Origin of the sequence: Pseudomonas batumici, from assembly GCF_036585405.1 — a bacterium.
Taxonomy (GTDB): Bacteria; Pseudomonadota; Gammaproteobacteria; order Pseudomonadales; family Pseudomonadaceae; genus Aquipseudomonas; species Aquipseudomonas batumici.
In genome coordinates, this window is the sequence record NZ_CP144470.1 from 5,577,189 (window position 1) to 5,588,924 (window position 11,736).

Sequence of the window (11,736 nt, forward strand, 5' to 3'; positions counted from 1 at the left end):
GCCAGCTGCCTGAATTTTTCCATTAGGAGTGAAAACAAGGTATGAGCACCATCGAAGAACGCGTCAAGAAAATCGTTGCCGAGCAACTGGGCGTCAAGGAAGAAGAAGTGGTCAACACTGCTTCGTTCGTTGAAGACCTGGGTGCCGACTCCCTTGACACCGTTGAGCTTGTGATGGCTCTGGAAGAGGAATTCGAGACCGAAATCCCTGACGAAGAAGCTGAAAAAATCACCACCGTACAAGCCGCTATCGATTACGTTAACAGCCATCAGGCCTAATCGTTTGTAATCGTTGCCTGCTGTCATGGAAAAACCGCACTGCCATTACGGCGTGCGGTTTTTTCTTTAGGTGTGAGGCAAAGTGTCGTCAACAGGATAAAGGAGAGTGCTGTGTCGCGTAGACGCGTCGTAGTCACCGGTATGGGGATGCTGTCGCCATTGGGTACCGATGTTCCGAGTACCTGGCAAGGCATTCTGGCTGGCCGCAGTGGCATTGGTCTGATCGAACACACGGACCTTTCTGCCTATACCACCCGTTTTGGCGGCTCGGTAAAAGGCTTCAACGTCGAAGAATACTTGTCGGCCAAAGAAGCCCGCAAACTCGACCTGTTCATTCAATACGGCCTGGCAGCCGGTTTCCAGGCGGTGCGCAACGCCGGCCTCGAAGTCACCGATGCCAACCGTGAGCGCATCGGCGTGGCCATGGGTTCGGGTATTGGCGGTCTGACCAATATCGAGCAAACCTGCCGCACGCTGCACGACCAGGGGCCACGGCGCATTTCGCCGTTCTTCGTCCCCGGTTCGATCATCAATATGATTTCCGGTTTCCTGTCCATCCACCTGGGTGCCCAGGGGCCGAACTATGCCATCGCCACGGCGTGCACCACCGGCACCCATTGCATCGGCATGGCCGCGCGCAATATTGCCTACGATGAAGCCGATGTGATGATTGCCGGCGGCGCCGAAATGGCTGCCTGCGGCCTCGGCATGGGCGGTTTCGGCGCATCCCGTGCGTTGTCCACGCGCAACGACGAGCCAACCCGTGCCAGCCGTCCCTGGGACCAGGGCCGTGACGGCTTCGTGCTGTCCGACGGTGCCGGTGCCCTGGTGCTCGAAGAGCTGGAGCACGCCAAGGCTCGTGGCGCCACCATCTACGCCGAGCTGATCGGCTTCGGCATGAGTGGCGACGCCTATCACATGACCTCGCCACCCGAGGACGGCGCCGGTGCCGCGCGCTGCATTGCCAACGCGATGCGCGATGCGAAGCTGAACCTGGACCAGGTGCAATATATCAATGCCCACGGCACTTCGACTCCGGCCGGCGACCTGGCCGAAGCCCAGGCGATCAAGCAGGTGTTCGGCGAGCACGCCTACAAGCTGGCGGTCAGCTCCACCAAATCGATGACCGGCCACCTGTTGGGTGCCGCCGGTGCCGTCGAGGCGATTTTCAGTGTGCTGGCCATTGCCGACCAGGTGGCGCCGCCGACCATCAACCTCGACGAGCCCGGTGAAGGCTGCGACCTGGATTTCGTGCCCCACGAAGCCCGGCGCATGCCCATCGACGTGGTGCTGTCCAACTCCTTCGGCTTTGGCGGTACCAACGGCTCCCTGGTGTTCCGCCGGTTCGCCGAGTGATGGACAGCTGGGTCGACGGCCAGCCGGGCGATGCGTTGTCCATCAAGGACCGTGGCCTGGCCTACGGCGACGGTCTGTTCGAGACCCTCGCCGTGAAAGCCGGCCAGCCGGTGCTGCTGGAGCGGCACCTGCAACGCCTGGCGGACGGCTGTCGGCGCCTGGGCATCGTGGCGGATCACCCGTTGATTCGCCGCGAGCTGCTCGCCTACAGCGCCGCATTGGGGGAGGGCGTGCTCAAGCTGATCCTCACCCGTGGCGATAGCCAGCGTGGCTACGCGGCGTCGGCGGATGCCTCGGCGCGGCGTATCCTGCAAGGCAACCCGCCGTCGAGTTATCCACAGGCGTACCAGCAACAAGGTATCCGTCTTTTTCCCTGTGCCACGCGTTTGTCCGAACAGCCCTTGCTGGCCGGGCTCAAGCATCTCAATCGCCTGGAGCAGGTCCTGGCCCGTGCCGAGTGGCAGGATGCCGAGCATGCCGAAGGCTTGATGCTCGACACCTCGGGTCGGGTGATCGAAGGGGTGTTCAGCAATCTGTTCCTGGTGCATCAGGGTGTGCTCTTCACCGCCGATCTGAGTCGTTGCGGCGTGGCGGGGGTGATGCGCGCGCAACTGCTGGAAGAGGCGAAAGCGCTGGCGATCCCTGTCGATATTTCCGATATCAGCCTGGAGCAACTCCGGCAAGCTGATGAAGTCTTTCTCTGTAACAGCGTCTATGGCGTCTGGCCCGTCCGGGCTTTTGCCGACCTGAGCTGGTCGGTTGGCCCGCTCACCCGTAAACTGCAAAGTATTGCTCGCGCGCTATTGGAAGTTTGAATTGAGACGTAAATTCTTGGTGCTGCTGCAATCCGTTCTGGTGCTGGGCGGTTTGTCGCTGGGCGGTTCTGCCTGGAAACTGCATTCGGCGCTGGAGCAACCCCTCAACCTGGCGCAGGAACAACTGCTGGACGTACCGGCCGGTGCGACACCGAGCGGTACCTTCAATCGCCTTGAGGCCGATGGCCTGCTCAAGGACGCCTTCTGGCTGCGCCTCTACTGGCGCTTCAATTCGGCCGGCGTGCCGTTCCACAGTGGCGAGTACCGACTCACTCCCGGCATGGACGTGCGCGGGTTGTTGGCCCTGTGGCAGCGTGGCGAAGTGGTGCAGTACAGCCTGACCCTGGTCGAAGGCTGGAATTTCCGCCAGGTACGCAGTGCCCTGGCCAAGACCGAAAAGCTCCAGCAGACCCTGACCGGCCTCAGTGACAGCGAAGTCATGACCAAGCTGGGGCACAAGGATGTCTTCGCCGAAGGCCGCTTCTTCCCGGACACCTACCGCTTCGTGCGCGGCATGACCGATGCCGAGCTGCTGGAGAAGGCCTACGAGCGCCTGGATAGCGTCCTGGCCCAGGAGTGGCAGAAACGTTCCGCCGATGCACCCTATACCGAGCCTTACCAGGCCCTGATCATGGCCTCGCTGGTGGAGAAGGAAACCGGCGTGCCCCAGGAGCGTGGGTTGATTGCCGGCGTGTTTGTCCGGCGGATGCAGCAGGGCATGCTGTTGCAGACCGACCCGACGGTGATCTACGGCCTGGGCGAGCGCTACACCGGCAAGCTCACCCGTGCCCACCTGCGTGAAGCAACGCCCTACAATACTTATGTGAACGCCGGCCTGCCGCCGACCCCGATTGCCATGGTCGGGCGCGAGTCGATCCATGCCGCGTTGAACCCGGTGCCGGGCAACAGCCTGTACTTTGTCGCGCGCGGCGACGGCAGCCATGTCTTCTCCGACGACCTGGACTCGCATAACAACGCCGTGCGCGAGTTCCAGCTCAAGCGCCGGGCCGACTACCGCTCCAGCCCCGCGCCGACGGCGGCTCCAGCGGCTACACCGGCTCCGGCGGCTGCCTCTGCACCTGGCCCGGCGCCGGTGCAGACCCCGGCTGTCGGCGTGCCCGAGACGGCGCCTGCACCCGCCGCCGCACCGGCCCCGGAGCCGACCGTCGCACCTGCACCCGCGGCACCGGCGCCAACCGACGCCGAGGCGAAAGACTCGCAATGAACCTGAATAAGGACTGCCCGTGACTGGCTTGTTTATCACCCTGGAAGGCCCGGAAGGCGCCGGCAAAAGCACCAACCGCGACTACCTGGCCGAGTGCCTGCGGGCTCGCGGCATCGATGTGCTGCTGACCCGCGAGCCCGGCGGCACGCCGCTGGCCGAGCGGATCCGCGAACTGCTGCTGGCGACCAGCGATGAAGCCATGTGTGCCGACACCGAGCTGCTGCTGGTCTTCGCCGCGCGGGCCCAGCATCTGGCCACGGTGATCCGCCCGGCCCTGGCCCGTGGCGCCGTGGTGCTGTGCGACCGTTTTACCGATGCCACCTATGCCTACCAGGGCGGCGGTCGCGGCCTGTCCGGGGAGCGTATCGCCACCCTGGAAAACTTTGTCCAGGGCGAACTGCGTCCGGACCTGACCCTGGTCTTCGACCTGCCGGTGGAAGTCGGTCTGTCCCGGGCCAGCGCCCGTGGGCGGCTGGATCGTTTCGAGCAGGAAGGCCGGGTGTTCTTCGACGCCGTGCGCAGCACCTACCTCAAGCGCGCCGAAGCCGATCCGTCGCGCTATCGCCTGGTGGATGCGGCCCAGCCGTTGGCCCAGGTGCAACAGTCCCTCGACCGCCTGCTGCCGGAAATCCTGGAGCGGCACCGTGGCTGAAGCCTATCCCTGGCAGGACGGCCTCTGGCAACAACTGGCCGGGCGCACCCAGCATGCCCACGCCTACCTGCTCCATGGGCCGGCGGGCATCGGCAAGCGCGCCCTGGCCGAACGGCTGATGGCCCTGCTGCTGTGCAAGAGCCCGGAACACCTCGAGGCCTGTGGGCACTGCAAGTCCTGTCTGTTGCTGGCCGCAGGCAGCCATCCGGACAACTACATCCTGGAGCCGGAAGAGGCCGACAAGGCGATCAAGGTCGACCAGGTGCGCGATCTGGTCGGCTTCGTGGTCCAGACCGCGCAACTGGGCGGGCGCAAGGTGGTGCTCATCGAGCCGGTGGAGTCGATGAACATCAACGCCGCCAACGCCTTGCTCAAGAGCCTTGAGGAGCCTTCCGGCGATACCTTCCTGTTGCTGGTCAGCCATCAGTCCAGCCGTTTGCTGCCGACCATCCGCAGCCGTTGCGTGCAACAGGCCTGTCCGCTGCCGAGCGAGGCCATGAGCCTGCAATGGCTGGCCGGTGCCTTGCCGGGCAGCAGCGAAGAAGAACGTGTCGAATTGCTGACCCTGGCGGCGGGCTCGCCCCTGGCCGCGGTCAGTCTCAAGGAACAGGGTGTTCTCGAACAGCGGGCGCAGGTGGTCGATGGGGTGAAGAAATTGCTCAAGCAGCAGCAATCGGCCACCCAACTGGCAGAGGGTTGGAATGCCATCCCGTTGCTGTTGCTGTTCGACTGGTTCTGCGATTGGTCGAATTTGATCCTGCGCTATCAACTGACCGAGGACGAGGCCGGCCTGGGTCTGGGCGACATGCGCAAAGTGGTGCAATACCTGGCGCAGAAAACCGCCCGGGACAAGGTCCTGTCGATCCAGGACTGGATTCTCGCCCAGCGCCAGAAGGTGCTGGGCAAGGCCAACCTCAACCGGGTGCTGTTGCTCGAGGCGCTGTTGGTGCAATGGGCAGCTTTACCTACCCAACACTGAGGCGATGGGCCTAGAATCGGCTATCTGCATGACCGGAGCGAGTATGAACGAACCCATTGGTCCCGGCCCGCGCAACGGCATCCTGTCCCTGACCATCAAGGACAAGTCCGTGCTGTATGCGGCCTATATGCCCTTTATCAAGAATGGTGGCCTGTTCATCCCCACCTCCAAAAGCTACAAGCTGGGCGACGAGGTGTTCATGTTGCTCAACCTGATGGACGAGCCGGAAAAGATCCCGGTCGCCGGCAGGGTCGCCTGGATCACGCCGAAGGGGGCCCAGGGCAACCGCGCGGCAGGTGTCGGCGTGCAATTCAACGACGGCGACAACACCGCCCGCAGCAAGATCGAAACCCACCTGGCCGGCGCCCTGAAGTCCGACCGTCCCACCCATACGATGTAGTTGTTGCCTTTTTATGCTTGTAGATTCCCATTGCCACCTCGACCGTCTTGATCTCGCCGAACATTCGGGCTCCCTGGATGCGGCGCTAGACGCGGCGCGCCAGCGCGGTGTCGGGCACTTCCTGTGTATCGGGGTGAGTGCCGACAATGCCGCCGACGTGAAGGCCCTGGCCGAGCGTTATGCCGATGTCGATTGTTCGGTCGGCGTCCACCCGCTGGACATCAAGCCCGACGCCGCGCCGGCCCTCGACTGGTTGCTGCGCGAGCTCGAGCATCCAAAGGTCGTGGCCATCGGTGAAACCGGCCTTGACTATCACTACGAGCCGGAAGCGGCCGAACTGCAGCAGGCGTCCTTCCGCCTGCATCTGCAAGCGGCCGGGCAGACCGGCAAGCCGGTGATCGTCCACACCCGGGGGGCGCGCGCCGATACCCTGGCGCTGCTGCGCGAGGCACAACTGCCCCAGGCCGGGGTGCTGCATTGTTTCACCGAGGATTGGGAGATGGCCAAGGCCGCGCTGGACCTGGGCTTCTATATTTCCCTGTCGGGCATCGTGACCTTCCGCAATGCCGACGCCTTGCGCGATGTGGCCCGGCAAGTGCCGGCCGATCGCCTGCTGGTGGAAACCGATTCGCCGTACCTGGCGCCGATTCCCCATCGTGGCAAGCCGAACCTGCCGCAGTACGTGCGCGATGTCGCCGATTACCTGGCGATGTTGCGCGGGGTGCCGTACGAGCAGTTCGCCGAACAGACCACCGACAACTTCAAGCGCCTGTTTCCGCTGGCCCACGTACGCCGCGACTGAGCTGACGGGTCAAAAAGTGGTCAAAAAAAACCCGGGTTCTGGGGGGGGAATCCGGGTTAAGACCATTAGGAGTAAAACAAAGGCACACGGTCCTTCGGCACCTTTATCGGCGCGCCACTTGGGGGAGATGTCACGCCGACAGTTCAAGTATTGGTCAGGATTGCCCGACGTCCAGTTACCACTGCTCATTTTTTAAACAGATTTGGAATACAAGCGCTTCTGTTGAGTTCTCATCGCGCCCGGGCGCTTTTCGCGGCCGTCTAGTGCGACGATCCGTGACTTGAACGAAGTCTTTCTGACCGGCGCGGGCTGATTCGTCGTCAGTGAAAACGAAAGGCCTTGGATGATTCGTGCAATTTGGCGCGAGTCAGGCATAATGCATGGCTTCGATTTTGCCCCTACAGACCTTTTCTTATGCACAAAGAACCCCGTAAGGTCCGTGAGTTTCGTCGCCGTGAGCAAGAAATTCTCGATACCGCGCTAAAGCTGTTCCTCGAACAGGGTGAAGACAGTGTCACCGTCGAGATGATCGCGGATGCCGTCGGTATCGGCAAAGGCACCATCTACAAGCATTTCAAATCCAAGGCGGAGATCTACCTGCGCCTGATGCTCGACTACGAGCGTGACTTGAACGAGCTGCTGCACTCGGCCGATGTCGACAAGGACAAGGAAGCCCTGTCCCGCGCCTACTTCGAATTCCGCATGCGCGACCCCCAGCGCTACCGCCTGTTCGACCGCCTGGAAGAGAAAGTGGTCAAGGGCCACCAGGTGCCGGAGATGGTCGAGGAACTGCACAAGATCCGCGCTTCCAACTTCGAACGCCTGACCCTGCTGATCAAGGGCCGCATCAGCGAAGGCAAGCTCGAGGATGTGCCGCCGTACTTCCACTACTGCGCCGCCTGGGCCTTGGTGCATGGCGCCGTCGCGCTGTACCACTCGCCGTTCTGGAGCAATGTGCTGGAGGACCAGGAAGGATTCTTCCAGTTCCTGATGGACATCGGCGTGCGCATGGGCAACAAGCGCAAGCGCGACCCCGAGACACCCGCCAGTTAAGACATTCGGCATCCTGATTGCGCCATATCCGCTATATGGCGCAGGGTCTCGGGCTTATACTCAGGGATAGGGCTTGTCAAAACTTGATTTATGGGTCAAGTTTTGCCTGTTCCACAGTCCATCGCCGGAGTGTTCCATGATCGTTGATCGTCAAGGCAGGCGTTTTCGCAACCTGCGCATCAGCCTGACATCCGCTTGCAACTATGCCTGTACCTACTGCGTGCCCAATGGCAAGCGGCTGGTGGCTGCCCAGGACGAGCTGTCGGCGCAAGCCATGGCGCGCGGCGTGGCCTACCTGATCGAGGCGGCGGGGATCGAGCGCCTGCGCATTACCGGTGGCGAGCCGCTGGTCAGTCCCAAGCTGGAAGCCTTCATGGGGGCGGTCGGCAAGATGGGCCTGGAAGACATCAGCCTGACCACCAACGGCCAACTGCTGGCGCGCAAGTTGCCCTTGCTGGTGGACGCCGGGATTCGGCGGATCAACGTTTCCCTCGATACCCTGGATGCCGGTGCCTTTCGCGCTATCGCCCGCGGTGGCGACCTGGCCAGCGTGCTCGACGGCATGCAGCAGGCGCGGGCGGCGGGGCTGAAAATCAAGGTCAATATGGTGCCGTTGCGCGGGCAGAACCTCGACCAGGTGATGCCGCTGCTGGATTACTGCCTTGAGCACGGCTACGAACTGCGCTTCATCGAGCTGATGCGCATGGGCCACCTGGCCAGCGACGCCAATGCCTTTCTCCAGCAGTTCGTCAGTCTCCGGCAGTTGCTGGACCTGATCGGCGAGCGCTACGAATACCAGCAGGCCGATGCGCCGGTGGATGCCACCGCCGTGCGTTATGCGATTCCGGGGCGGGGTCACTTTGGGGTGATCGCCAATGAAAGCGTGCCGTTCTGCCGGACCTGCTCGCGCTTGCGGCTGTCGTCCACCGGCTGGCTGCATGGCTGCCTGTCGTCGAGCAACCGGCATTATGTCGGCGACCTGCTGGAAAAACCCCGCCATGAGGCGCTGCCGGCGTTGCAGCGGCTGCTGGTCAAGGCCTTGGGCGACAAGCAGGAAGTGGCTTTCTCGGGCGGCGCGACGGTGATGAAAATCATCGGCGGCTGATCTGGCGCGGAAGCTGCATCTACGCGACTATTCGCCGGTTTTCCGTCACCGGCCTCTGGAGGATAGGATGCGTAGCCTGGTTGTGCTGCTGGCGTTTTTGGCGCTGGGCGGCTGCATGAAAGTCAGTGATATGGGAGAAGCTGCCCGCTATCAGATGAGTGATGTGGGGCTGCTCGACCATAGCGATACGCGCCGGATCCACTCGTTCCGCCTCCAGCCGGACTCCTTTATCTACATTGCCCAAGGCTCCTTCACGCCGCCCGGCAGCGCCTACCCGCGTCCCAACGTGGTAGCCGAGGAAGCCTTCAACGGCTTCATCGAATATTTCCCCATGGTGCGCCGCGCCCGCGCGCCCCTCGGTCTCGACCAGGCCATGGCCGAAGCCCGTTCCGCCGGCGCGCACTACCTGCTGTACACCCGCTTCGCCAAGGCCGACCAACGCATCAACAATTATGACGCGTGGGCCGACCAGCAGGCCGTCGACCGCCTGGGGGTGGACACCGGGGTGATCCAGATCAGTTTGATCGAAACCGGTACCCAGTACCTGATCGACTCCGCGCGGATCAAGAGCCGTGGCGGCTTGCTGACGCTCCACAACAACAAGCCCGAAGACCAGATTGCCGCCCCCTTGGCCGAATATGCGCGTAGTCTGTTAGGCATAGGCGAGAAGTGGATGTCGGATTGAGCATGAGCGAGTCGGGCAAGGCCAGCGACCTGTTGGCGCAAATTCCCAAGACGGAGAAGGGGCTGCCGCCGGTTCACCTGTGGAACCCGCCTTTCTGCGGCGATATCGACATGCGCATCGCCCGTGATGGCACCTGGTATTACCTGGGAACGCCGATCGGTCGCAAGCCGATGGTCAAGTTGTTCTCCACCATTATCCGGCGCGACGGCGATGATTATTTCCTGATCACGCCGGTGGAAAAGGTCGGGATCAAGGTCGACGACGCACCCTTTGTCGCGGTGACCCTGGAGGTCGAAGGGCAGGGCGAGGCGCAGCAGCTGCGCTTTACCACCTACGTCGACGAGCAGGTGACGGCCGGTGCCGAGCATCCGATCCGGGTGGTGATCGATCCGATCAGCCAGGAACCGGCGCCTTATGTGCACGTACGCAGCAATCTTGAAGCACTGATTCACCGCAATGTGTTCTACCAACTGGTGGAGCTGGCCGTGACCCGGCAGGTCGACGGCCAATCCTGGCTGGGCGTGTGGAGCGGCGGCGAATTTTTCCCGATCGGCCTCGAGCCCTGAGCGGTTCTCAAGAACACCACCATTCATCCCCCTGAAAAATAAATTCCTTGCACCCCCGAGCCTGTTTCGGTTATCAATTTGTACATGATTAGACATGTTCGATTTGACAAGAAAAAACGGGTGGTCGATGAGCTGATCCGGCGCATCGAAAGCGGTCTTCTCGAAGACGGCTTGCTATTGCCGGGTGAGCATCAGTTGGCCGAAGAATTCTCGGTGAGCCGTGGCACGCTGCGCGAGGCCCTGGCCGAGCTCAAGCGGCGCAACTACATCGCGACCCAGAGCGGCGTGGGCTCCATCGTCACCTACGATGGCATCCCCCTCGACCAGCGTGCCGGTTGGGCCCAGGCCCTGGCGGACAGCGGGGCGCTGATCAACACCGAGGTGTTGCGCCTGGAAGCGGTGGTGCGGCCGGACCTGTTCAGTCGCTACGGCACCGAGCAGTTCATTGCCCTCGATCGGCGCCGGCGCAATACCGAAGGCACCGTCGTCTCCCTCGAACACTCCCTGATGCCGGCCAGCGGCGGCCTGGAAGGCCTGCCCGATGTCGGCCTGATCGACAATTCCCTGACCATTACCCTGGCGGCCTACGGCTTCGTCGGCGATCGCGGCGATCAATGGATCGGCGCCGAACCCTTGTCCGCGGAGGATGCCGAACTGCTCGGCCGCCCGCAGGGCACGGTCTTTCTCAAAGCCCTGCGCACCACCTACGACAAGCAGGGACGTTTCATGGAGCAGGTCGAAAGCCTGCTCGATCCTCTGCATTTCCGTCTGCACCTGGTGTTTGGAAATCCGACATGACCCCGACTCATCGCGCCCTTGGTGCCTTCTACGGCCTCGCCCTGGGCGACGCCCTGGGCATGCCGACCCAATCCCTGAGCCGCGCCGAGATCCAGGCCCGCTTCGGCAGCATCACCACGCTGGTCGATGCCGGCCCCGACCAGCCGATCGCGCCGAACATGCCTGCCGGTTCCATCACCGATGACACCGAACAGGCGATCCTGGTCGCGCAGTTGTTGATCGATGGCAACGGCCGCATCGAACCGGCCCTGCTGGCCGAGCGGCTGATCGCGTGGGAGGCGGTGATGCAGGCCAAGGGCTCGCAGGATCTGCTCGGCCCGTCCACCAAGCGCGCCATTGAAATGATCCTGGCCGGCCGCAGTCCCGAGGAAGCCGGGCGCTACGGCACCACCAACGGCGCGGCCATGCGCATCACGCCGGTGGGCATCGCCGCCGATATCGCCCAGCCACGACGTTTTCTCGAAGCGGTGATCCAGGCCTGCCAGGTCACCCACAACACCAGCCTGGGGATCTCCAGCGCCGCCGCCGTCGCCGCGGTGATTTCCTGCGGGATCAACCGCCAGAGCCTGGCGCAGGCGCTGGAGATCGGCACCGAGATGGCCTTTACCGCCGAGCGGCATGGCCACTGGGTCGCCGGCGGGCGCCTGGGGCCGCGCATTCGCTGGGCCCGCGAGCTCAGCCGCGATTGCCCGGACAGCGAGCTGGCGGACCTGCTGTATGACGTGGTCGGCACCTCGGTGGCGTCGCAGGAGTCGGTGGTGGTGGCCTTCGCCTTGGCCCAACGGGTCGCGCTCGGCAAGCTCGGCGCCTTCGACGCGCTCTGCCTGGCCGCCAGCATCGGCGGCGACACCGACACCATCGCCGGCATCCTTGGCGCCATGCTCGGCGCCTGCGACGGGCTGGACTGCTGGCCCGCCGAACTGATCGCCCAGGTCATCGAAGTCAATGCGCTGGAACTGGTGCCACTGGTCCAGGGGCTGATCGCCCTGCGCAACGCCTGACACACAACAACACGCAATGGA

Annotated in this window: 14 protein-coding genes; all 14 read left to right on the forward strand. The window is 63.2% G+C overall.

From position 1 onward, the window contains the following. The first annotated feature begins 41 nt into the window (after window positions 1–41). The 14 genes from acpP (at window position 42) to NUH87_RS25580 (ending at window position 11,715) form a co-directional block, all read left to right on the forward strand. Window positions 42–278: an acyl carrier protein gene (gene acpP, locus NUH87_RS25515; RefSeq protein ID WP_004884578.1), complete on the forward strand. Its 237-nt coding sequence runs from the start codon at window positions 42–44 to the stop codon at window positions 276–278. Window positions 279–389: 111 nt separating this feature from the next. Continuing rightward, on the forward strand, window positions 390–1,634 hold the full coding sequence (gene fabF, locus NUH87_RS25520; RefSeq protein ID WP_040065393.1) for a beta-ketoacyl-ACP synthase II: 1,245 nt from the start codon (window positions 390–392) through the stop codon (window positions 1,632–1,634). Next, window positions 1,634–2,449: an aminodeoxychorismate lyase gene (pabC, locus tag NUH87_RS25525; protein WP_338523153.1), complete on the forward strand. Its 816-nt coding sequence runs from the start codon at window positions 1,634–1,636 to the stop codon at window positions 2,447–2,449. Before fabF ends, pabC begins: the two co-directional genes overlap by 1 nt. A gap of 1 nt (window position 2,450) precedes the next feature. Further along, complete coding sequence (mltG, locus tag NUH87_RS25530) at window positions 2,451–3,674, forward strand: endolytic transglycosylase MltG (protein WP_040065389.1); 1,224 nt, start codon at window positions 2,451–2,453, stop codon at window positions 3,672–3,674. 19 nt (window positions 3,675–3,693) lie between these two features. Next, window positions 3,694–4,326, forward strand: coding sequence for a dTMP kinase (tmk, locus tag NUH87_RS25535; protein ID WP_338523154.1), 633 nt, complete (start codon window positions 3,694–3,696; stop codon window positions 4,324–4,326). Next, window positions 4,319–5,305 (forward strand): DNA polymerase III subunit delta', encoded by a 987-nt coding sequence (locus NUH87_RS25540; RefSeq protein ID WP_338523155.1) that lies wholly within the window; start codon window positions 4,319–4,321, stop codon window positions 5,303–5,305. Before tmk ends, NUH87_RS25540 begins: the two co-directional genes overlap by 8 nt. A 43-nt stretch (window positions 5,306–5,348) precedes the next feature. After that, window positions 5,349–5,705 carry a PilZ domain-containing protein gene (locus NUH87_RS25545; RefSeq protein WP_338523156.1) on the forward strand — a complete coding sequence of 119 codons (357 nt, stop codon included), beginning with the start codon at window positions 5,349–5,351 and terminating at the stop codon, window positions 5,703–5,705. A gap of 13 nt (window positions 5,706–5,718) precedes the next feature. After that, window positions 5,719–6,507 (forward strand): TatD family hydrolase, encoded by a 789-nt coding sequence (locus tag NUH87_RS25550; protein ID WP_338523157.1) that lies wholly within the window; start codon window positions 5,719–5,721, stop codon window positions 6,505–6,507. 414 nt (window positions 6,508–6,921) lie between these two features. Beyond that, entirely contained in the window at window positions 6,922–7,560 is a 639-nt protein-coding gene (locus tag NUH87_RS25555; RefSeq protein WP_040065377.1) for a TetR/AcrR family transcriptional regulator, read from the forward strand. Window positions 7,561–7,696: 136 nt separating this feature from the next. Continuing rightward, window positions 7,697–8,665 carry a GTP 3',8-cyclase MoaA gene (locus NUH87_RS25560; RefSeq protein ID WP_338523158.1) on the forward strand — a complete coding sequence of 323 codons (969 nt, stop codon included), beginning with the start codon at window positions 7,697–7,699 and terminating at the stop codon, window positions 8,663–8,665. 67 nt (window positions 8,666–8,732) lie between these two features. After that, a complete protein-coding gene (locus NUH87_RS25565) occupies window positions 8,733–9,350 on the forward strand; it encodes a DUF4823 domain-containing protein (protein ID WP_338523159.1) in 618 nt (205 codons plus the stop codon). Between the two features lie 2 nt (window positions 9,351–9,352). Then, window positions 9,353–9,916 carry a DUF1285 domain-containing protein gene (locus NUH87_RS25570; protein WP_338523160.1) on the forward strand — a complete coding sequence of 188 codons (564 nt, stop codon included), beginning with the start codon at window positions 9,353–9,355 and terminating at the stop codon, window positions 9,914–9,916. An 84-nt stretch (window positions 9,917–10,000) separates the two neighbouring features. Next, window positions 10,001–10,714 carry a GntR family transcriptional regulator gene (locus NUH87_RS25575; protein ID WP_040065370.1) on the forward strand — a complete coding sequence of 238 codons (714 nt, stop codon included), beginning with the start codon at window positions 10,001–10,003 and terminating at the stop codon, window positions 10,712–10,714. Further along, window positions 10,711–11,715, forward strand: coding sequence for an ADP-ribosylglycohydrolase family protein (locus NUH87_RS25580; protein WP_338523161.1), 1,005 nt, complete (start codon window positions 10,711–10,713; stop codon window positions 11,713–11,715). Before NUH87_RS25575 ends, NUH87_RS25580 begins: the two co-directional genes overlap by 4 nt. The last annotated feature ends 21 nt before the right edge of the window (window positions 11,716–11,736 follow it).

What these genes read in the sequence shown, in the direction of transcription:
- NUH87_RS25560 (WP_338523158.1), top strand. Translation starts at nt 7,697, where the DNA reads ATGATCGTTGATCGTCAAGGCAGGCGTTTTCGCAACCTGCGCATCAGC.
- NUH87_RS25580 (WP_338523161.1), top strand. Translation starts at nt 10,711, where the DNA reads ATGACCCCGACTCATCGCGCCCTTGGTGCCTTCTACGGCCTCGCCCTG.
- NUH87_RS25550 (WP_338523157.1), top strand. Translation starts at nt 5,719, where the DNA reads ATGCTTGTAGATTCCCATTGCCACCTCGACCGTCTTGATCTCGCCGAA.
- NUH87_RS25575 (WP_040065370.1), top strand. Translation starts at nt 10,001, where the DNA reads ATGATTAGACATGTTCGATTTGACAAGAAAAAACGGGTGGTCGATGAG.
- NUH87_RS25545 (WP_338523156.1), top strand. Translation starts at nt 5,349, where the DNA reads ATGAACGAACCCATTGGTCCCGGCCCGCGCAACGGCATCCTGTCCCTG.
- pabC (WP_338523153.1), top strand. Translation starts at nt 1,634, where the DNA reads ATGGACAGCTGGGTCGACGGCCAGCCGGGCGATGCGTTGTCCATCAAG.
- NUH87_RS25570 (WP_338523160.1), top strand. Translation starts at nt 9,353, where the DNA reads ATGAGCGAGTCGGGCAAGGCCAGCGACCTGTTGGCGCAAATTCCCAAG.
- NUH87_RS25565 (WP_338523159.1), top strand. Translation starts at nt 8,733, where the DNA reads ATGCGTAGCCTGGTTGTGCTGCTGGCGTTTTTGGCGCTGGGCGGCTGC.
- NUH87_RS25555 (WP_040065377.1), top strand. Translation starts at nt 6,922, where the DNA reads ATGCACAAAGAACCCCGTAAGGTCCGTGAGTTTCGTCGCCGTGAGCAA.
- acpP (WP_004884578.1), top strand. Translation starts at nt 42, where the DNA reads ATGAGCACCATCGAAGAACGCGTCAAGAAAATCGTTGCCGAGCAACTG.